This is a genomic window from Micromonospora sp. SYSU B005, assembly GCF_055362685.1.
Window position 1 is genome coordinate 87,626 of sequence record NZ_JAXCFU010000003.1, and the last position, 20,336, is coordinate 107,961.

The 20,336-nt window shown below is 73.5% G+C and carries 15 protein-coding genes; 4 read left to right on the forward strand and 11 right to left on the reverse strand.

All coding sequences use genetic code 11. The features are described from left to right. The first annotated feature begins 1 nt into the window (after position 1). Entirely contained in the window at positions 2-1,921 is a 1,920-nt protein-coding gene (locus SM452_RS09595; protein ID WP_355507808.1) for a helix-turn-helix domain-containing protein, read from the forward strand. Positions 1,922-1,945: 24 nt separating this feature from the next. On the opposite strand, the gene SM452_RS09600 is transcribed toward SM452_RS09595, so the two are convergent. From SM452_RS09600 to SM452_RS09610, 3 genes are all read right to left on the reverse strand, one after another. Next, positions 1,946-2,554 (reverse strand): TetR/AcrR family transcriptional regulator, encoded by a 609-nt coding sequence (locus SM452_RS09600; RefSeq protein WP_262012377.1) that lies wholly within the window; start codon positions 2,552-2,554, stop codon positions 1,946-1,948. Positions 2,555-2,565: 11 nt separating this feature from the next. Continuing rightward, positions 2,566-4,131: an MFS transporter gene (locus SM452_RS09605; RefSeq protein ID WP_262012376.1), complete on the reverse strand. Its 1,566-nt coding sequence runs from the start codon at positions 4,129-4,131 to the stop codon at positions 2,566-2,568. 119 nt (positions 4,132-4,250) lie between these two features. Further along, positions 4,251-5,312: an FAD-dependent monooxygenase gene (locus tag SM452_RS09610; protein ID WP_463839742.1), complete on the reverse strand. Its 1,062-nt coding sequence runs from the start codon at positions 5,310-5,312 to the stop codon at positions 4,251-4,253. 54 nt (positions 5,313-5,366) lie between these two features. Here SM452_RS09610 and SM452_RS09615 point away from each other — a divergent pair, with 54 nt between their 5' ends. Beyond that, a complete protein-coding gene (locus tag SM452_RS09615; RefSeq protein ID WP_262012374.1) occupies positions 5,367-5,933 on the forward strand; it encodes a TetR/AcrR family transcriptional regulator in 567 nt (188 codons plus the stop codon). Here SM452_RS09615 and SM452_RS09620 read toward each other — a convergent pair. The 5 genes from SM452_RS09620 to SM452_RS09640 all read right to left on the reverse strand — a co-directional run bounded on the left by SM452_RS09620 (position 5,930) and on the right by SM452_RS09640 (position 11,309). Then, positions 5,930-6,565, reverse strand: coding sequence for a transcriptional regulator (locus SM452_RS09620; protein WP_355507792.1), 636 nt, complete (start codon positions 6,563-6,565; stop codon positions 5,930-5,932). The genes SM452_RS09615 and SM452_RS09620 overlap by 4 nt on opposite strands. A 122-nt stretch (positions 6,566-6,687) precedes the next feature. Then, complete coding sequence (locus SM452_RS09625) at positions 6,688-8,010, reverse strand: glycosyltransferase 87 family protein (RefSeq protein ID WP_463839743.1); 1,323 nt, start codon at positions 8,008-8,010, stop codon at positions 6,688-6,690. Positions 8,011-8,094: 84 nt separating this feature from the next. After that, positions 8,095-9,171: an alcohol dehydrogenase catalytic domain-containing protein gene (locus tag SM452_RS09630; protein ID WP_463839744.1), complete on the reverse strand. Its 1,077-nt coding sequence runs from the start codon at positions 9,169-9,171 to the stop codon at positions 8,095-8,097. Further along, on the reverse strand, positions 9,168-10,610 hold the full coding sequence (locus SM452_RS09635; protein ID WP_463839745.1) for an aldehyde dehydrogenase family protein: 1,443 nt from the start codon (positions 10,608-10,610) through the stop codon (positions 9,168-9,170). The genes SM452_RS09630 and SM452_RS09635 overlap by 4 nt, the downstream gene beginning before the upstream one ends. Positions 10,611-10,655: 45 nt before the next feature. Next, on the reverse strand, positions 10,656-11,309 hold the full coding sequence (locus SM452_RS09640; protein ID WP_463839746.1) for a TetR/AcrR family transcriptional regulator: 654 nt from the start codon (positions 11,307-11,309) through the stop codon (positions 10,656-10,658). Between the two features lie 87 nt (positions 11,310-11,396). Between SM452_RS09640 and SM452_RS09645 the strand changes: the two genes are divergently transcribed. Next, the gene (locus SM452_RS09645; protein WP_355507783.1) at positions 11,397-12,569 is read left to right on the forward strand and encodes an acyl-CoA dehydrogenase family protein; all 1,173 of its coding nucleotides are present in this window, start codon (positions 11,397-11,399) and stop codon (positions 12,567-12,569) included. 9 nt (positions 12,570-12,578) lie between these two features. On the opposite strand, the gene SM452_RS09650 is transcribed toward SM452_RS09645, so the two are convergent. Both SM452_RS09650 and SM452_RS09655 read right to left on the reverse strand, forming a co-directional pair. After that, the gene (locus tag SM452_RS09650) at positions 12,579-13,616 is read right to left on the reverse strand and encodes an aminotransferase class V-fold PLP-dependent enzyme (protein ID WP_463839747.1); all 1,038 of its coding nucleotides are present in this window, start codon (positions 13,614-13,616) and stop codon (positions 12,579-12,581) included. A gap of 417 nt (positions 13,617-14,033) precedes the next feature. After that, a complete protein-coding gene (locus tag SM452_RS09655; RefSeq protein WP_463839748.1) occupies positions 14,034-14,912 on the reverse strand; it encodes a DUF2268 domain-containing putative Zn-dependent protease in 879 nt (292 codons plus the stop codon). A 792-nt stretch (positions 14,913-15,704) separates the two neighbouring features. Between SM452_RS09655 and SM452_RS09660 the strand changes: the two genes are divergently transcribed. Next, the gene (locus tag SM452_RS09660; protein WP_402808570.1) at positions 15,705-16,655 is read left to right on the forward strand and encodes a golvesin C-terminal-like domain-containing protein; all 951 of its coding nucleotides are present in this window, start codon (positions 15,705-15,707) and stop codon (positions 16,653-16,655) included. A gap of 30 nt (positions 16,656-16,685) precedes the next feature. Here SM452_RS09660 and dnaE read toward each other — a convergent pair whose 3' ends face one another. Next, on the reverse strand, positions 16,686-20,219 hold the full coding sequence (dnaE, locus tag SM452_RS09665; RefSeq protein WP_355507774.1) for a DNA polymerase III subunit alpha: 3,534 nt from the start codon (positions 20,217-20,219) through the stop codon (positions 16,686-16,688). Positions 20,220-20,336: the final 117 nt, after the last annotated feature.

A 20,336-nucleotide genomic window follows, 5' to 3' on the forward strand; every position in this document is an offset into this window, starting at 1 on the left:
AATGTCGGTCATGTCGTCGCCGGTGGAGTTCCTGGAGCTGCTGGCGCGCGAGGCCGCCGCGGTCGAGTTCGAGGGCCCGCTGGTGGCCGCGCGCGCCGCCGGCCTGCCCGCCGAACGGCTCGCCGAGCTGGAGCAGGCGAAGGTGGTGGCGCTGCGGGTACGGGCGCTGCTGGCGCGCCGCCGGCGCCGGGAGACCGAGCTGTCCGGCCTGTACGACACCGCGAGCGACCTGGCCGGGCTGCGCGACCTGGACGACGTGCTGCGCGCCATCGTGCACCGGGCGCGGATCCTGCTCGGCACCGACGTGGCGTACATGACGCTCAACGACGACGAGCGCGGCGACACGTACATGCGGGTCACCGACGGCTCGATCTCGGCCCGGTTCCAGCGGCTGCGGCTGGAACTGGGCGACGGCCTGGGCGGGCTGGTCGCGCAGACCGGCACCCCGTACGTCACCTCGAACTATCAGGAGGACGAGCGGTTCCGGCACACCGGGGAGATCGACGGCGGTGTGGGCGAGGAGGGCCTGGTGGCCATCCTCGGCGTGCCGCTGCGGCTCGGGTCCAGCGTGATCGGCGTGCTGTACGCGGCCAACCGCTCGGCCCGGCCGTTCGCCCGCGAGGAGGTGTCGCTGCTGGTGTCGCTGGCGGCGCACGCGGCGGTGGCGATCGACACCGCGCGGCTGCTCGCCGAGACCCGGGCGGCCCTGGCGGAGCTGTCGGCGGCGAACAGCACCATCCGGGCGCACAGCAGCTCGGTGGAGCGCGCCGCCGCGGCGCACGACCGGATGACCGCGCTGGTGGTGCGCGGCGGCGGGATGGAGGACGTGGCGGCGGCGGTCACCGAGGTGCTCGGCGGCGCGCTGCTGGCGCTTGATGCCGAGGGCCGGCGGCTGGCCCGGGTCGGTGAGATCGAGGAGCCGGACCGGGCGGACATCGTGGAGGCGGTGGCCGCGTCCCGCACCGAGGGGCGCAGCGTGCGCCGGGGTCCGCTCTGGTACGCCGCGGTGGTGGCCGGCGCGGAGAACCTGGGCGCGCTGGTGCTGCGCCCGGACGACGAGCTGGTCGACGCCGACCAGCGCATCCTGGAGCGGGCGGCGCTGGTGACCGCGTTGCTGCTGCTGTTCCGCCGTACCGTGGCCGAGGCGGAGGGGCGGGTCCGCGGCGAGCTGCTGGACGACCTGATCGCCCGGCCGCTGCGCGACGCGGACGCGCTGCGCGCGCGGGCCCGCCGGATCGCTGTGGACCTGGACGCGCCGCACGTGCTGGTGGCGGTCGGCGACGACGCGTTCGCCGAGACCGGCTCGGCCCGGCAGCGGGTGCTGTCCTGGGCCACCACGTACGCCTCGACCCGGGGTGGCCTGGCCGCGGCGCGTGACGGACGGGTGGTGCTGATGCTGCCCGGCCGGGACGCGGGCGGCGCGGCCCGCGCGGTGGCCCGGGACCTGTCCCGGGTGACCGGCCGTCCGGTGACCGCCGGGGCGAGCGGGCCGTCCACCGGGCCGGCGTCGCTCGCGGTCACGTTCGCCGAGGCGGAGCGCTGCCTGTCCGCGCTGGGTGCGCTGGGGCGGGCCGGGCAGGGGGCGAGCACCACCGAGCTGGGTTTCGTCGGGTTGCTGCTGGGCGCGGTCGGTGACGCCGGGGACCGGGACGTGGCCCGGTTCCTCGCCACCACTGTGGGACCGGTGCTGGACTACGACGCCCGGCGGGGCACCGCGCTGGTGAAGACGCTGGAGGCGTACTTCGGGGTGGGCGGCAGCCTGGCCCGGGCCGCCGAACAGCTGCACGTGCACGTCAACACGGTCACCCAGCGGCTGGAGCGGGTCGGTCACCTGCTCGGCGCGGACTGGCAGCGGCCGGAGCGGGCGCTGGAGGTGCAGCTCGCGCTGCGCCTGCACCGGCTGCGCACGCCCGGCCGATGAGCGGCCGGGCACGGCGACCCGGGATCAGCGCACGCGCAGGCCGTCCAGGACCGTGTCCACGATCCGCTCGGGCAGCAGCCGCTCGTCGCGCTCAGGGTGCCAGCGCAGCATCCGCTGGGTGAGCATCGGCGCGGTGAGCAGCGCCATCGCCACCTCGATGTCGAGGTCCGCGCGCAGCTCGCCCCGGTCGATCGCGCGGAGCAGCACCTCGCGCATCGCCGCCCGCCGGGGCTCGATGATCGCCTCGTACGCCTGCCGGTGCGCCGAGCTGCGGTTCACCTCCGGCACCAGGCAGGGCATGATCTTGCGGGCGCGGGCATCGGCGTGCTGGCCCACCGCGCCGACGAGCACCACCAGGTCGTCGCGGACGGAGCGCCCGTCGGTGCGCGGCGCGGGCCCCTTGAGCGTGCGCAACGCGTCCAGCAGCAGCGCGTCCTTGCCCGGCCAGCGGCGGTAGATGGTGGCCTTGCCGACTCCGGCGCGGTTCGCGATCGCCTCGATCGACAGCGACTCGACGGTGCTGCCCTCGGCCAGCAGGTCGAGGGTGGCGTCGACGATCGCCTCGTCCGCGCGGGTGCTCCGCGGTCGCCCGGGCGACCGCGGAGCATCCGCCGTGGAAGTCATGTCAGACATTGTCCACGAACCTATGCGGTACCGGCCAATTCCCGGTCGGTGACCGGCGCCGCGTCGGGGGCGACGACCGGCCGGCCCGGCATCCACCGCAGCACGATCACGATGCCGAGCGCGGCCACCACCGCGGAGGCGCCCGCCGCCCAGTGCATGGCCGAGACGAACGAGTCGTTCGCCGCGTCGATCAGTCGCGGCCCGTCGGGGCCGAGCCGGCCGGCGACCGCGTACGCCCCGGACACCGACTCGCGGGCCGCGTCGCGCACCGGGGCGGGCAGGGCGGCCACCGCCGGGCCGACCTGGTCGCGGTAGACGGCGGAGAGCACCGATCCGAGCACAGCCACGCCGAGCGCGCCGGCCACCTGCCGCACGGTGTTGCTCACCGCGGAACCGACGCCGGCCTTCTCCCGGGGCAGCGACGACATGATCGACTCGGTGGCCGGCGGCATGATGTTCGCCATTCCGGCGCCCTGGAGGAAGCCCAGCGCCGAGAAGATCCAGATCGGGGTGTCCGCGTCGATGAAGACGAACGCGGCGAGCGCCACGGTGGTGAGCAGCAGCCCGGCGGCCGCGACCGCCCGGCCGCCGTAGCGGCGGACCATCGCCGCGCTGCGCGGCGCGAAGATCAGCTGGGCCGCGGCGAACGGCAGGAACAGCAGGCCGCTCTCCAGCGGGCTGTAGCCGCGCACGAGCTGCAGATAGAACGCCCCGAAGAACATCACGCCCATGGCGGCGAAGAAGACCAGCCCGACCAGGGCCACCGGCGCGGCGAACCGGGGCACCCGGAACAGCCGTACGTCAAGCGACGGGTGGTCGCTGCGCAGTTCGTGGGCGACGAACCAGCCGAGGACCGCGAGGCCGCCGAGCACCGCGACCCACACCTGCGGGCGGCCGAAGCCGTGCTCGCCGCCGTCGATGATGCCGTAGGTGAGCGCGACCAGGCCGACCACCGAGAGCAGCACGCCGAGCAGGTCCACCCGGCCGGGCTTGGGGTCGCGGGACTCGGGCACCAGCGCCGCGACGAGCACCACGCCGAGCACCACCACCGGCACGTTGATCAGGAAGACCGAGCCCCACCAGAAGTGCTCCAGCAACGCGCCGCCGAGCACCGGGCCGATCGCCACCGCGAGGCCGACCGCGCCGGCCCAGACGCCGATCGCCTTGGCACGCTCGCGCGGGTCGAAGACGTTGGAGATGATCGAGAGCGTCACCGGCATGATGGCCGCGCCGCCGACGCCCATCAGCGCGCGGGCCGCGATCAGCTGGCCCGGGTCCTGCGCGTACGCGGACAGCAGCGAGGACAGCCCGAACAGCGCCAGCCCGAGGATCAGGAAGCGGCGACGGCCGAGCCGGTCACCGAGCACGCCGAAGGTGAACAGCAGCCCGGCGAAGACGAGCGTGTAGGAGTTGATCGCCCATTCCAGCTCGCCCTGGGTGGCGCCGAGGCCGTGCACCGGGTCGGCCAGCGTGCGCAGCGCGACGTTGAGGATGGTGTTGTCGAGGACGACCACGAGGAGGCTGATCACCAGCACCCCGAGGATCGCCCACCTCCTCGGGTGTCCGGTGTTCTCGTGTGGTTCCACGTCCGTGCTCCCCCCGGTTTCCCCGCGTCGGAATACGATACGGGTCAGACTCGTAACGGAGCCGAGCGTAGGTGAGCGGGTTTCGATACGGAACCGGTTCGTATCGAATGTGTCTCAGGTCACGCGGGCGGCCCGGCGGCCAGGGCCAGCCGCAGCACCGCGTCCCGCACCGGCAGCAGCCGGCGCACGCCGGACAGCCGCCCCGCCCACCGCGCGCCGGCCGCGATCCGCTGCGTCGGCCGCCGGCGCCTCCCGTCGTACGTGCGCAGCGCGGCCGGCAGGTCGCCTGCTTCGCGTACGCAGGCGGCGAGCGCGACCGCGTCGATCAGTGCCTGGCAGGCGCCCTGCCCGAGGTCCGGGGTCATCGCGTGCGCGGCGTCGCCGAGCAGCGCGGTCCGGCCGGCCACGTACGACGGCAGCGGTGTGAGGTCGTGGATCTCGTGCCGCAGGATGCCGTCCGGGGTGAGCGCGTCGAGTACCCGCGGCACCGGCGGATGCCAGTCGCCGAAGAGTCGGCGCAGCTCGGCGCGGTCGTCCGGCGGCGCCGGGTGCCCCTCGGGCAGCCGCACCGCGGCGTACCAGTTGGTGCGGCCCGGCCCGGCCGGGGTCAGCCCGAACTTGCGCCCCCGGCCCCAGGTCTCGCCGCCCTCGGCCAGATCCAGGTCGACCACGCCGCGCCAGGCCACCGCGCCCGCGTACCGCAGCGGGTACCGCCGCCCGTACATCTGCGCGCGCACCACGCTGTTGATCCCGTCCGCGCCGACCACCAGGTCGTACGCGTCGCGCAGCGACCCCGGATCGGTCACCGGGGCACCGAGGCGCAGCGCCGGTCCGGGCAGCGCGCCGGCCAGGACGGCGAGCAGCACCGGCCGGGTGACCAGGTGCACCGGCTCGCCGTGCCGGCGCTCCATCCGGTCGACGTCGATGGTGGCGATCCGGCTGCCGTCGGGGCGCCGGATCGACCCGCCGGCCTGACGGCTGCCCCGGCGGCGCACCTCGTCGCCGACGCCCAGGGCGTCCAGGGCGCGCATCGCAGCGGGCCAGATGCCGAGCCCGGTACCGGTCTGCGGCAGTGCGGCCGACCGCTCCAGGACGGTCACCTCCCAGCCCGCCGCCCGCAGGCCGATGCCCGCCGCGAGCCCGCCTATCCCGCCCCCGACCACCACCGCCCGTCCGCCCATGCCGTCACCGTACTACAGATGTAGTCGGCCGCACTACGCCTGTAGTCTGGCCGGGTGACCGATCGCCGGCGACTCCTGCTCGACGCCGCCATCCGGGTGCTCGGCACCGGCGGGCCGCGACAGCTGACCCACCGGGCCGTGGACGCCGAGGCGGGCCTGCCCGAGGGCTCCGCCTCCAACCGGTTCCGCACCCGGGAGGCGCTGGTCACCGGCGTCTTCGACCGGCTGGTGGAGGTGGAGACGGCGGCCTGGCAACGGCTCGCCGCGGACCTGCCGCCGGGCGACGTCACCGCGTTCGCCGCAGTGGTCGGCCGGCTGGTCCGGGAGTTCACCGACCGGCAGCGGGTGGTCACGCTCGCCCGGTACGCGTTGTTCGTCGAGGCGGCCGTGCGGCCCGACCTGCGCCCGGCGATCGAGGCCGCCCGGGCACGGCTGGCCGGCTGGGGGGAGCCGCTGCTCGCCACGCTCGGCTCGACCGATCCGCCGGCCCACTTCCGGATGCTGCTCGCGCTCGTCGACGGACTGCTGAGCAACCAGCTCGCCGCCCCGGACGACGACGTCGACCCGGAGGCCGCCGTCGCCACGTTGCTGCACGGCTTCCGCGCCGGCCCGTCCGCCTAGCTAGCTCCGGCGGCGCGGCGCCCGGCCGCGGCGCGGCAGGTGCGCAGCGCGTCGGACAGGGTCGTCAGGTGCCCGTCCGGTGGCATGATCCAGCCCGGTCCGGCGCTGTGCACCCACACCGACGGGAACTCCCGCGCGAACCGGGCCATCCGGTACGCCCGGCCGGTCACCGGGGTCTGCGACCACACCACCACCGTGTGCGGCCGGCTGCGGCGCACGGCGCTGGCCAGCGCCGGCCAGGGCAGGGCGGCGCCCAGGAGCAGGCTGCCGAGGTCCGCCTCCCGCAGCGCGGCGGCGAGCGCGTGCAGGCCGAGACAGTGCAGTTCCTGTTCCGCCGCGGCGAGCAGGATGCCGCCGCCCGGCGACGTCCGCCCCGGCTCGCGCACCAGTGCGTCCAGGCCGGACCGGATCCCCTCGGAGAAGGCGTGCTCCACCGCCACCTCGACGGCGCTGTGCCCCGGAAGCGCGGCCAGCATCGGCGCGCAGACCCGCTCCCACACCGCCGTCACGCCCCACCGTCCCGCGGCCTCGACGACGAGCGCGGCGACCCGATTGCCGTCCAGGTCCTCCGCGGCGAGCGTGAGGTGCTTGCGGATGTCCTCGACGGCGTCGCCGGGCATCGCCTCGGTCACCAGAAGCACCTCCCGGGTAGACGGTCACTACCCGGGGTTCGGCCCGACGGCACGGTTTGGATGCGCTCGGACCGGACCGGTCCGGCTCGGATGCGATCCCGGCACCGGGCCGGTGGGCCGGATCACACCGGCTCGCGCTCCGCCGGGACGGGCTCCGCCGCGGCCACGGGGCGACGACGACGGCGCAGCGACAGCCACACCGCAGCGATCAGGCCCAGGGCAAGCACCGTCAGCAGGTACGCGTCGACCGCCAGCGTCTTCGCCGTCCCCTCCAGGTGGGCCGCCTTCCAGATCAGGCCGCGCGGGACCGTCGCGCCGGTGCGGTCGCGGCCGGGCCACAGCAGGAACGGCAGCACGGCGGCCACCGCGAGGGCGGCTGCGGGCACCCGGGCCGGGCCGCGGGCACGCCGCGCCAGATCGATCAGGACCAGCGCCGCCGGGCCGATCCAGAGCCAGTAGTGCGACCAGCTCACCGGGGAGACGGCGAGCGTGGTGAACCCGACCACCACCATGGCGGCCGCCTCCTCGCCCTGCCGGTGCAGCGCGACGGCGAGCGCCAGGCCGGCCATCCCGGCGAGCGCCGCGGCCAGCATCCACGGCCGGCTGTTCAGTTCGTCGCTGCCGAGCAGGCGCGCCACGAAACCCTGGAGGGACTGGTTGGCGGCGTACCGCGGGCCGGAGGTCGCGAGCGGCCGGGACGAGTCGAACGCGCGACCGGCGATCCAGTAGTCGTACGAGCCGCCCGGCTGGATGATCGCGCCCAGCACGGTGAGCCCGGCGAACGTCGCCCCGGCCACCAGGGCGGCCCGGATCCGGCGGGTCAGCAGCAGGTAGACCACGAACAGGCCGGGAAGCAGCTTGACCGAGGTGGCGACGCCGATGCCGACACCCTTGAACCGGCTCCGGTCCGGCCGCGCCAGGTCCGCCACCACCAGCAGAAGGACGAAGACGTTGATCTGGCCGAGGTAGAAGGTGCGGTGCAGCGGCTCGGTCCACACGAGCACGGCGAGTACCGCCGCGGCGAGGCCGAGCCGGCCCGGCGCGCCCCGGTATCCGAGCATCCGGGTGGTGAACCACAGCGTCGCGAGCATCGCCAGCAGGCCCGCCACGGTCCACACGTACAGGGCGGCCCGGTCGTCGAGCAGCGTCAGCGGCGTCAGGAACGGCAGCGTGATCGGCGGATAGGTGTAGGGCAGGTTCAGCGTGGTGTAGCCGAGCCGGTAGACCGGCTCACCGTGCAGGAAGGACCGCGCACCACCGATGTACATCGACAGGTCGGTGCCGCGCAGCGGGTCGTGGTCCAGGAAGACGGCGTACGCGGCGAGGGACCCGGCCAACGCCAACAGACCGGGCAGGAGCAACCAGGACGGCAGGGTGACCGGCGGTGGCGCCGGCCGGTCGGCGGGGACCATGGTGGTGAGCGCACGCAGACGCGAGACGGCCATGAATCGGGAAGCGTAGCGTCGCTCCGCGTCACGTGGGGGGCGCTGCCGCCCGCCCGCACCACGGCCACCGCCGTGCCGGAGGGGTCATTCGGGGAACGTGACCACCCAGCGGGCACCCTCGCCGCGGGCCAGCCGTTCCAGCGCCGCGGGCGCCTCGGTCAGCGGCACCGTGCCGCTCACCAGCGGGCCCAGGTCCAGGTCACCGGCGGCGAGCGCGACGGCCAGTTCCGGCACCTCCCGGTCCGGGTCGGTCGAGCCGTACACCGAGGAGCGCAGCGTCCGCGCGGAGTGGAAGATGTCCAGCGCGGAAAGGCTGAGCATGTCGTCACGGGCGCCCATGCCGACCACGGTGACCGCTCCCCCGCGCCGCGTCGCCCGCCAGGCGGCGCGGATGGTGGCGGACCGGCCGACGCACTCGAACGCGTGGTCCACGCCGCGCCCGTCGGTGCGGGCCCGGATCTCCTTGCCCAGCCGGTCGTCGGAGCGCAGGAAGTCGGTGGCCCCGGCGGCGAGTGCGAGATCCCGCTTGGCCTCCACCACGTCCACGGCGAGGATCGGCGACGCGCCGGCCCGCCGCGCGGCGGTCAGCACGGCCAGGCCCACCCCGCCGAGCCCGATCACCGCGACCGACTCGCCGGGTGCGACCCGCGCGGTGTTGCGGACCGCGCCGACGCCGGTGAGCACCGCGCAGCCCAGCACCGCGGCCTGCTCCGGCGGCAGTCCGGCGGGCACCGGTACGGCGGCGCGCTGCGGCACCACCACCTCCTCGGCGAGCGCGCCGAGCCCGAGTGTGACCTCCAGCGGCTCACCGGCGGCCGTCTCGCCCCGTGGCGTGGACGGGTTGGGGTTGGCCGCGCAGAGCCACGGCTCGCCGTGCCGGCAGTGCCAGCAGTCCCGGCAGGCGGGCGCCCAGTTCAGCACCACAGGCGTGCCGACCGCGATCGTGGTGCCGGGCCCGGCCTCGGCCACCACGCCGGTCGCCTCGTGCCCGAGCACCAGCGGGTACGCGGGCGCCAGCGTGCCGTCCACCATGGCCAGGTCGGAGTGGCAGATGCCGGCGGCGCGGATGCGGACCAGCAGCTCACCCGGGCCGGGCGCGGGCAGGCGTACGTCCTCGACCGCCGGTGTCTCGCCCCGGCCGCGCACCACGAGCGCCCTCATCGCTGGATCGCCTTCAGCTCGGTGAACTCCTCCACGCCGTACGCGCCGAGTTCCCGGCCGAGGCCGGACTGCTTGTAGCCGCCGAACGGGGCGAGCGGGTTGAACGCGCCGCCGTTGACGTCCACCTGGCCGGTACGCATCCGCCGGGCCACCGCCAGCGCCGCGTCGGAATCGGCGGACCAGACCGCGCCGGCCAGCCCGTACCGGGAGTTGTTGGCGATGGCGACCGCCTCGTCGGTGTCGGCGAACGGGATGACCGCGAGCACCGGACCGAACACCTCCTCCTGGGCCAGGGCGCTGTCCGGGTGGACGTCGGCGAAGACGGTGGGCGCCACGAAGTGGCCCCGCGGCGGCAGTGGCGCGTCCGGGCCACCGGCGACGAGCCGGGCGCCGTCGGCGAGCGCGCGGTCCACGTGGTCGCGTACCCGTTGGGCCTGCGCGGCGGAGGCCAGCGGGCCGAGCCGGGTGCCCGGGTCGAAGGGGTCGCCGAGCCGGTAGCCGGCCACCGCCGCCGCGACCAGGTCCAGCGCCTCGGCGTAGCGGTCGCGGTGCACGAGCATCCGGGTCCAGGCTGTGCAGGTCTGCCCGGAGTTGAGCAGCGCGTTGCCGACGCCGACCTTGACCGCGGTGGGCAGGTCGGCGTCGGCCAGGACGACGTTCGCCGACTTGCCGCCGAGTTCCAGCGACACCCGGGCGATCCGCTCGGCGGCCAGGTGGGCGATGCGGCGGCCGGTGGCGGTGGAGCCGGTGAACGAGACCAGGTCGACGTCGGGGTGCGCGGCGAGCGCCTCACCGACCACCGGGCCGGTGCCGGGCACCAGGTTCACCACGCCGGGCGGCAGGCCGGCGTCGGTGATCGCGTCGAACAGCAGGTACGCCGTCAGCGGCGTCAGCTCGCTGGGCTTGAGCACCACCGTGCACCCGGCGGCGAGTGCGGGCGCGACCTTGGCGACCACCTGGTGCAGCGGGTAGTTCCACGGGGTGATCGCGCCGACCACGCCGACCGGCTCCCGGACGACGAGGGAGTTGCCGACCGTGTGCTCGGTGGCCGGGCGGGCGGCCAGGTCGACCATGCTCCGCAGCACTGTCAGCGGCAGGCCGGTCTGGACGCGGGTGGCGAGCTTGAGCGGCGTGCCCAGTTCGGTCGCCACGGTGCGGGCGATCTCGTCGGCGCGGGCGGCGAGCGCGGTGTGCAGCCGGTCCAGGTGCGCGGCCCGCTGCTCGGGGGCGGTGGCGGCCCAGCCGGGGAACGCGGCGCGGGCGGCGGCGACCGCGCGGTCCACATCGGCCGGTGTGCCGGCGGGCACCTCGCCGACGACGCTGCCGGTGGCGGGGTTCTCCACCGGGACGGTGTCGCCCGAGGTCGGGTCGGCCCAGTCACCGGCGACGTACAGGTGGCGGCGCGTCAGCAGGGCGGGAGGGGCGGCGGCGAGATCCATGGCGTCCTTCGGGGGCGGCGGAAACTAGCGGTGGGAGTTTTGACGCTACTCCGGACGGCCGGTCCGTTCCAGCGGGGCGACGGTGGCGGCGTACTCGGCGGCGAGCCCGTGCAGCAGCGCGTCCAGGCCGAGCGCGAACGCGCCCTCGTCCACGCTGCGCTGGTGGCCGGCGAGCCGGTGCGCCTGGTTGAGGTGCGGGTGCGCGGCATAGAGCGAGGGGTCCTCGACGAAGCCGCGGGCGAACGAGCCGAGTGCGGACCCGGCCACGAAGTAGCGCATCGCGGCGCCGATGTGGGTGGCGCGCGCGGGCGGCCAGCCGGCCCGGACCAGCGCGCCGTAGACCGCGTCGGCCATGGCGAGCGCGGCCGGACGGCGGCCCGGCCCCTGCGCCAGGTACGGCACGATGTTCGGGTGCGCGGCCAGCGCGGCGCGGTACGAGCGCGCCCAGCGGCCGAGTGCGTCGAGCCACTCGTACTCGTCGAAGACGCTGATGTCGACTGTCGCCGCGACGCCGTCGGCCACCGCGTCGAGGATCTCCTCCTTGGTGGCGAAGTGGTTGTAGAGCGACGGGCCGCGGACGCCGAGCGCGGCGGCGAGTCGCCGGGTCGAGAGCGCGTCCAGCCCGTCGGCGTCGATCAGCGCCAGCGCGGTCTCGACGATCCGGTCGCGGGTGAGCAGGGCCTGTCGGGGTCGGGGCACCTGGTCATCATCCTCCCTTCGACATCGGGTCTGGACGCGGTAAAACTTACAGCGCTAGTTTAGAGGCAGTCGACCTGAGGGGGCACCGTGGACTTCGCACTGTCCGACGAGGAACGCGCGATCCGGGACACCGTTCGCACGTTCGTCACCCGTGAGGTGATGCCGCTGGAGGCGGAGGTGCTGCGCCGCGAGCGCGCCCACCAGCCCGGCCTGGACCGCTCCGAGCTGCGCGAACTCCAGCTCAAGGCGAAGAAGTTCGGCTTCTGGGGGCTGGCCACGCCGGAGGAGTACGGCGGGATGGCCCTGCCGGCGGTCATGCAGTCGCTGATCTGGACCGAGCTGGGCCGCAGCTTCGTGCCGTTCCGCTTCGGCGGCGAAGCCGACAACATCCTGTTCCACGCCACCGAGGAGCAGAAGCGCGAGTTCCTGATCCCCACCATCGAGGGGGAACGGATCTCCTGCTTCGCCATCACCGAGCCCGGCGCGGGCTCCGACGCGGCGAACATCAAGCTGCGCGCCCGTCGCGACGGCGACGACTGGGTCCTCGACGGCGAGAAGACGTTCATCACCAACGGCAACGACGCCGACTTCGCCATCGTGGTCGCGGTGACCGACCCGGAGAAGGGCGCCCGCCGCGGCGGCGCCACCGCGTTCCTGGTGGACCGCGCGATGGGCTGGCGCTCGGAGTTCATCCAGACCATGGGCGAGGGCGGCCCCGCCTCGCTGATCTTCGACGGCGTACGGGTGCCGCACCGCAACATCCTCGGCGAGATCGGGCAGGGCTTCACGCTCGGCATGGAGTGGATCGGCAAGGGCCGCTACACCATCCCGTCGCACGCCGTCGGCATCGCCGAACGAGTCCTGCAGATGGCGATCGACCACGCCAACACGCGGGAGACGTTCGGCGCGCCGATCGCCACCAACCAGGCCATCCAGTGGATGATCGCCGACTCGGAGACCGAGCTGGAGGCGGCCCGCTGGCTGATCCTGCGCTCGGCCTGGACGGTCGACCAGGGCCTCGACCCCCGGCACGCCTCCTCGATGGGCAAGCTCTACGGCGCCGGCATGGTCAACCGGGTGGTGGACCGGGCGCTGCAGATCCACGGCGGCATGGGCTACACCCGGGAACTGCCGATCGAACGCTGGTACCGGCAGGTCCGGCTGTACCGGATCTTCGAGGGCACCGACGAGATGCAGCGGCTGATCATCTCCCGGGATCTGCTGCGCGGCTACACGAAGATCGGCGGCCACCTGGCCTGAGCGGAGCGGTCAGCCGGTCAGCGCCTCGACCGCCCGGTCCACGTCCGCCTCGGTCGTGTAGAGGTGGAACGAGGCGCGGACCCGGCCCGCCCGTACCGCCGCGCGCACCCCGGCGCGGGCCAGCCGCTCCTGCGCGTCCGGCACGTCCACGCTGACGATCGCGCTGTCGCCCGGCGGCCGGCCCAGCCCGGTCAGGAACCGGTTGGCCAGCCCCACGTCGTACGCGCGCACCGCCTCCGGGTCGAGGTCGGCGAGCAGCTCCAGCGCCGGCGCCGCCCCGACGTAGCACAGCCAGGACGGGGAGATGTCGAACCGCCGGGCGTCCTCGGCCAGGCGCAGCGGCGTCCCGTAGTAGGAGGCGTGCGGGTCCCGGCCGGCGTACCACCCGGCCGCGTCCGGGCGTATCCGCTCGCGCAGCGCCGGCGCCAGGTAGGCGAAGGACGCGCCGCGCGGCGCCATCAGCCACTTGTACGCCCCCACCACCACCGCGTCCGCGCGGTCCGCCGCGAACGGCAGCCAGCCGCACGCCTGCGTGGCGTCGACCACCACGACGGCGCCGTGCGCCCGGGCCGCCGCGACGATCTCGTCGTACGGGGTCACGGTGCCGTCGGCGGACTGCACCACGCTGAACGCCACCAGGTCGGTGTCGGCGTCGATCGCGTCGACCAGGCCGTCCAGCGGCACGGTGCGGACCCGCACGCCCCGCTCCCGCTGCACCAGCCAGGGGAACAGGATCGAGGTGAACTCGCTCTCGGGCACCACCACCGTCGCGCCCGCCGGCAGGCTCGCCGCGATCGGCGCGACCAGCTGCGACACGGCGGAGCCGACGCTCACGTCGGCGACGTCCACACCGGTCAGCCGGGCGAACGCGGCCCGGGACCGGTCCACCGACTCGTCCCACACCTCGAACGACACCCGCCCGGTCCGCCAGTCGGCGAGCACCTGCTGCACGGCGTCCCACACCGGCTCGGGCGGCAGCCCGTAGGTGGCGGTGTTCAACCAGCCCGGTTCCGGCTGCCACAACTTCTGCGCCTGCTCCAGCTCCATGCCACCGACGCTAACCACCCCCACCCCACCCCCGACACCGCCAATCCCACCCCCGTGGCCCACCCCAACCCCGACCCCGGCCCCGGCCCCGGCCCCGGCCCCGGCCCCGGCCCCGGCGATCTTGCACTTTCCGCCCCGGCAAATGGTGCAAAGCCCCGAATCGCAGGGCCGAAACTGCAAGATCGCGCAGCGGGGAGCAGGGGGGGCGCGGGGCGGGCGGGGCGGGGCGGGGCGGGGCGGGAAGTGCAAGATCGCGGGGGTCGGGGCGGTGAACCGGGGCGCGGGTGTCCGCGCCACCGCACCCGCCCCGCCGATCATGAAGTTGGCGGTGCCTACGGTCCGATTTGTCCGCCGCTAACTTCATGATCGCCAGGCCGGGGGGGGGGGGGGAGGTGAGGTGGGGCGGAGGGGCGGGGGTCAGGGTGGTGGGGGGAGGTCGGTCAGGGCGGCGGCGATCTCTGTGCGGACGCGGGGCAGGGGCCAGGTGGCCAGGTCCGGCAGGGTGTGGTGGCGGCGCAGGTGTCGTACCGCGGTCAGGCCGACCAGGTAGCCGCAACGCTTCGGCAGGCCACCGGCCAGCGGCGAGTCCCGCATCAGGAAGTACGGGGCGTGGTGCTCGGCGTCCGTGGCGTCGAGGTCGGCGCGGACCCGGCGCAGGATCTCCGGCCACCGGCGGCGGCACTCGTCGAGCCACCGCCGGTGGCCGGGGCGGCCGAACCAGAGGTACTCCTCGTCCGTCCGGCCGGAGTCCAGCTCCGCCGTGACCTGGGTGGCGAGCCCTTCGGTGAACAGGGCGTTCGCCACCCCGTACTCGGGCCAGTCGCGGATCGCGGCGCCGCGGTCGTGCACCACGTGCGCGGCCTCGTGCCGCACCAGCAGCTCGAGGTCCTCCGGCGGCCCGAGCTGTTCCACGGCGAGGAAGAGCGCGTACCTGCCGTTCAGCTCGCCGGCCCAGCCGTTGGCCTGGTTCAGCCCGACCAGCACCACGCACTCGACCGGCCCGCCGTCGCCGGACCAGCCCAGCGCGTCCGCCACCGCCGCGACGCCGCCGGGCAGCAGCGCGCGTACCGTCTCGGCTCGTGCCGCCAGGTCCGCGGCGCGGTCGCGGAGCCCGTCCAGGGTGGCGGCCACGCCCGCGGCGTCGGACCAGTCGCCGTCGCGGCGCAGCGCCCGGACCACGTCCGGATGACCGGCCAGATACCGGGAGGACCACGGTTCCGGCGGCGCGGACCGCTCGGCGCAGGCCAGGAAGTCGGGCACCAGGTCACGGACGCGCAGCAGGTCGGTGGGCGGCATCCGCCCGATACTGCCCGGCCGTGGCCCGCCGGGCAACACCGCGACGGTACGGGGGCAGCTCCGCATCTGAAGGAAGTCTTCAGCATTGAGCCCGTCGATGCAAGCTATCGACATAGACGAACGTCACGCTATAGGGTGCGGCGAACCGGCGACGTGAGCCCCGTCGCCCCGTGTAGTGGACGAGGAGTGCCTGTGACGATTCGGAGACCCTCGCGTCGGGTGAGCCACCTGCTCGGCGGCGCCATGATCCTCATGATCGGCCTGACCGGCCAGCCGGCCCAGGCCGCGCCTGCGCACGGCGCGCAGCCGCTCGCCGCGGCCTTCGACCGGGCCGCCGCCGACTCCGACGTGCCGCGCGACGTGCTCGCCGCGCTCGGCTACGCCGAGACCCGCCTGGACGGCCACGGCGGCGAGCCCAGCGTCTCCGGCGGCTACGGCGTGATGCACCTGACCAGCAACCCGAAGGTACGGACCCTCGACGAGGCCGCGCGCCGGACCCGGCTGGACCGCGCCGACCTGCGTACCCGGGACGCGGCGAACGTGGCCGGCGCGGCGGCGGTGCTGCGCTCCTACGCCGACGAGGCCGGGCTCACCGCGGCGCAGCGCGACGACGTCAACCAGTGGTACGGCCCGATCGCCCGCTACGGCGGCTCGGCGGACGCGGCCACCGCCCGGCTGTACGCCGACTCCGTGTACGACCTGCTCGCCAGGGGCTTCATCGCCACCACGGCCGGCGGCGAGGTCAGCGTGGACGGCCGTCCGGTCGCGCCGCAGCGGGGCCGGTACACCGACGTGGCGCCGCTGGGCACCGGCGACTTCGGCACCCTGAGCACCGACTACGGCCCGGCGGCCTGGGTGCCGGCCAACTCGTCCAACTACACGGTCTCCAGCCGCGAGTCGGCGTACCCGATCAACTACATCGTCATCCACACCATGCAGGGCAGCTACGCCGGCTCGATCAGCTGGTTCCAGAACGCCGCCGCCGGCACCAGCGCGCACTACCTGCTCCGCTCCTCCGACGGCGCGGTGACCCAGATGGTGCGCGACAAGGACATCGCCTGGCACGCCGGCAACTGGACCTACAACACCCAGTCGATCGGCATCGAGCACGAGGGGTACGTCGACAACGCCTCCTGGTACACCGACGCGATGTACCGGTCGTCGGCGGCGCTGACCCGGTACCTGTGCGACAAGTACGGCATCCCGAAGACCCGCACCAACATCATCGGGCACAACCAGGTGCCGGGTGCCACGCACACCGACCCGGGTCCGAACTGGAACTGGACCTACTACATGCAGCTCGTCACCGGCGGCACCACGCCCCCGCCGACCGCGTGGTCGACGATCGTGGACAACACCACCGCCGGGCGGTTCACCGCGAGCGCCAACTGGAGCACCTCGACGTACTCGGCGCAGCGCTACGGCGCCGACTACCGGTACGCCAACCCCGTCGCGGCCAGCGACACCGCCTGGTACAAGGTGAACATCCCGGCGACCGCCACCTACCGGGTGGAGGTCTGGTATCCGGCCGTGGCCGGCTACAACACCTCCACGCCGTACATCGTCGCGACCACCAGCGGCAACCAGACGGTCTCGGTGAACCAGAGCGCCAACGGCGGTGCGTGGCGGTCGCTGGGCACCTTCACCCTGGCCGCCGGTGACGCCAACAAGGTGGGTGTCAGCAGGTGGTCCGGCAGCACCGGGTACGTGATCGCCGACGCCATCCGCGTCACCCGCGTCTAGCTCGCTGCGCCGGAGGCGCGCCCGGCCCGGTCAGCTCACGTTGGCCGGGCCGAGCACGCTCTTCAGGTCACCCATCAGCGCGGTGGTCGGCGCGACCCGGAACGGGCCGAGGCGCAGCGTGGTGACCTTGCCGCCGTTGAGCAGCTTGACGTGCACCTCGGTGTCGCCGGGGTGCAGCACGAGCGTCTCCTTGAGCCGTTCCACGAGCGGCGGCGTGCACCTGTGCACCGGGATGGTCAGCGTGACCGGCTTGTTCGCCGGGTTGCTGGTGACGTCCGGCATGGACATGTCCATCGCCATGATGCGCGGGGTGTCGTCGCGCCGGTCGACCCGGCCCTTGACCACCACGATGGCGTCCTCGGCGATGTACTGCCCGATCACCTCGTACGTGTTCGGGAAGAACAGCGTCTCCACGCCGCCGGCGAGGTCTTCCAGCGTCGCCGACGCCCAGGCCCGGCCCTGCTTGGTGACCCGGCGCTGCACGCCGGAGAGGATGCCGGCCAGGGTGACCACCGCACCGTCGGGCACCGTGCCCTCCTCGGACAGCGCGGCGATAGTGGTGTCCGCAGCAGCGCCGAGCACGTGTTCCAGGCCGAACAGCGGGTGGTCGGAGACGTACAGGCCGAGCATCTCGCGCTCGAACGCGAGCTTGTCGCGCTTGTCCCACTCCCCCTCGCCGATGACCGGCATGACCGTGGTGGTGCCGCCGGTCTCCGCCTCGCCGAAGCCGGCGCCGAACAGGTCGTACTGGCCGACCGCCTCCTTGCGCTTGACGTCGGCGTACGCGTCGATGGCGTCGGCGTGCACTGCGAGCAGGCCCTTGCGCGGGTGGCCGAGCGCGTCGAACGCACCGGCCTTGATCAGCGATTCGATCGTCTTCTTGTTGCAGACCACGGCGTCGACCTTGGACAGGAAGTCGTAGAAGTCGGTGTAGTCGCCCTTCTCCTCACGGCACCGCATGATCGAGGCGACCACGTTCGCGCCGACGTTGCGTACCGCGCCGAGACCGAAGCGGATCTCCTTGCCGACCGGCGTGAACGGCCCGGCCGAGGTGTTGACGTCCGGCGGGAGCACCTGGATGCGCATCCGGCGGCACTCGGACAGGTACATGGCCATCTTGTCCTTGTCGTCACCGACGGAGGTGAGCAAGGCGGCCATGTACTCGGCCGGGTAGTGCGCCTTGAGGTATGCGGTCCAGTAGGAGACCAGGCCGTACGCGGCGGAGTGGGCCTTGTTGAACGCGTAGCCGGCGAACGGCACCAGCACGTCCCACACGGCCTGGATGGCCTCGTCGGAGTAGCCGCGCTCGCGGCAGCCGTCCCGGAACGGGATGAACTCCTTGTCGAGGATCTCCTTCTTCTTCTTACCCATCGCCCGGCGCAGCAGGTCGGCCTGGCCGAGCGTGTAGCCGGCGAGGATCTGCGCGGCGCGCTGCACCTGCTCCTGGTAGACGATCAGGCCGTACGTGGGCGCGAGGATCTCGCGTAGCGGCTCCTCCAGCTCCGGGTGGATCGGGGTGATCTCCTGGAGGCCGTTCTTGCGCAGCGCGTAGTTGGTGTGCGAGTCCACGCCCATCGGGCCGGGCCGGTAGAGCGCCAGGACGGCGGAGATGTCCTCGAAGTTGTCCGGCTTCATCAGCCGCAGCAGCGAGCGCATCGGCCCGCCGTCGAGCTGGAACACGCCGAGCGTGTCACCGCGGGCCAGCAGTTCGTACGCCGGCTTGTCATCAAGCGGCAGGCCGAGCAGGTCCAGCTCCCGGCCGTGGTTGAGCTGGATGTTCTTCACCGCGTCGTCGATGATCGTCAGGTTCCGCAGGCCGAGGAAGTCCATCTTCAGCAGCCCGAGCGACTCGCAGGTCGGGTAGTCGAACTGCGTGATGATGACGCCGTCGGAGTCGCGCCGCATCAGCGGGATGTGCTCGATGATCGGCTCGGCGGACATGATGACGCCGGCGGCGTGCACACCGGTCTGCCGGATCAGGCCCTCGATGCCCTTGGCGGTCTCGATGACCTTCTTGACGTCCGGGTCGGACTCGTAGAGGCCGCGGATCTCGCCCGCCTCGGCGTAGCGGGGGTGCTTCGGGTCGAAGATGCCGGACAGCGGGATGTCCTTGCCCATCACCGCCGGGGGCATGGCCTTGGTGATCCGGTCGCCGACCGCGTACGGGAAGCCGAGCACGCGGGCCGAGTCCTTGATCGCGGCCTTCGCCTTGATCGTGCCGAACGTGGCGATCTGCGCGACCTTGTCCTCGCCCCACTTGTCGGTCACGTACTTGATGACCTCGCCGCGCCGGCGCTCGTCGAAGTCGATGTCGACATCCGGCATGGAGACGCGCTCGGGGTTGAGGAACCGCTCGAAGATCAGGCCGTGCGGGATCGGGTCGAGGTCGGTGATGCCCAGCGCGTACGCCACGAGCGAGCCGGCCGCCGAGCCACGCCCCGGGCCGACCGCGATGCCCTGGCTCTTGGCCCACTGGATGAAGTCGGCGACCACGAGGAAGTACGACGGGAAGCCCATCTGGATGATGACGCCCAGCTCGTACTCGGCCTGGACGACGTGGCCCTCGGGGATGCCGTTGGGGAAGCGGCGCTTGAGCCCGGCGAAGGTCTCCTTGCGGAACCAGGACTCCTCGGTCTCACCCTCGGGGATCGGGAACCGCGGCATCAGGTTGTGGAACGTGAACATGCCGGCCGGGTCGACCTTCTCGGCCACCAGCAGCGTGTTGCGGCAGCCCTGCTGCCACAGCTCGGAGGAGTCGACGGCGCGCATCTGGTCGGCGGACTTGACGAAGTAGCCGCCGCCCTCGAACCGGAACCGGTTCGGGTCGGCCACGTTGCTGCCGGTCTGTACGCAGAGCAGCACGTCGTGCGCCTCGGCCTGCGCCTCGTGGGTGTAGTGCGAGTCGTTCGTGACCACCGGCGGGATGTCGAGCTTGCGGGCGATCTCGGTGAGCCCGTCGCGGACCCGGCGCTCGATGTCGAGGCCGTGGTCCATGATCTCCAGGAAGTAGTTGTCCTTGCCGAAGATGTCCTGGTACGCGGCGGCGACCTTGAGCGCCTCGTCGAACTGGCCCAGCCGCAGGCGGGTCTGCACCGCGCCGGAGGGGCAGCCGGTGGTGGCCATGATGCCCTCGGCGTGCTCGGCGATCAGCTCCATGTCCATCCGGGGCCACTTGACGTAGTGGCCCTCCATGGAGGCGCGGGAGTTGAGCTTGAACAGGTTGTGCAGGCCGTCGCGGTTCTTGGCCCACATGGTCATGTGGGTGATCGCGCCGTTGCCGGAGACGTCGTCGCTCTTCTGCTCGGGGCGCCCCCACTTCACCCGGGCCTTGTGGAAGCGCGACTCCGGTGCGACGTACGCCTCGACGCCGAGGATGGGCTTGACCCCGGCGTCCATGGCCTGCTTGTAGAAGTCGTTCGCGCCGTGCATGTTGCCGTGGTCGGTGATCGCCACCGCCGGCATGCCGAGCCGCGCCGCCTCGGCGAAGAGGTCCTTGAGCCGGGCCGCCCCGTCGAGCATCGAGTACTCGGTGTGTACGTGCAGATGCGCGAACGAATCGCCCATGCGTGGCGCCCCCCGGGTTGTGGATCAAGCTGCGTCGGAGTCGACCGACCCACCCTACCGAGGTGATCTCGCGGGCTCCACCGTCCACACCGAGGGTGGTCCGGGTCTCTCCGACCG

What these genes read in the sequence shown, in the direction of transcription:
- SM452_RS09595 (WP_355507808.1), top strand. Translation starts at nt 2, where the DNA reads ATGTCGGTCATGTCGTCGCCGGTGGAGTTCCTGGAGCTGCTGGCGCGC.
- SM452_RS09600 (WP_262012377.1), bottom strand. Translation starts at nt 2,554, where the DNA reads ATGTCTGACATGACTTCCACGGCGGATGCTCCGCGGTCGCCCGGGCGA.
- SM452_RS09610 (WP_463839742.1), bottom strand. Translation starts at nt 5,312, where the DNA reads ATGGGCGGACGGGCGGTGGTGGTCGGGGGCGGGATAGGCGGGCTCGCG.
- SM452_RS09625 (WP_463839743.1), bottom strand. Translation starts at nt 8,010, where the DNA reads ATGGCCGTCTCGCGTCTGCGTGCGCTCACCACCATGGTCCCCGCCGAC.
- SM452_RS09630 (WP_463839744.1), bottom strand. Translation starts at nt 9,171, where the DNA reads ATGAGGGCGCTCGTGGTGCGCGGCCGGGGCGAGACACCGGCGGTCGAG.
- SM452_RS09635 (WP_463839745.1), bottom strand. Translation starts at nt 10,610, where the DNA reads ATGGATCTCGCCGCCGCCCCTCCCGCCCTGCTGACGCGCCGCCACCTG.
- SM452_RS09650 (WP_463839747.1), bottom strand. Translation starts at nt 13,616, where the DNA reads ATGGAGCTGGAGCAGGCGCAGAAGTTGTGGCAGCCGGAACCGGGCTGG.
- SM452_RS09655 (WP_463839748.1), bottom strand. Translation starts at nt 14,912, where the DNA reads ATGCCGCCCACCGACCTGCTGCGCGTCCGTGACCTGGTGCCCGACTTC.
- dnaE (WP_355507774.1), bottom strand. Translation starts at nt 20,219, where the DNA reads ATGGGCGATTCGTTCGCGCATCTGCACGTACACACCGAGTACTCGATG.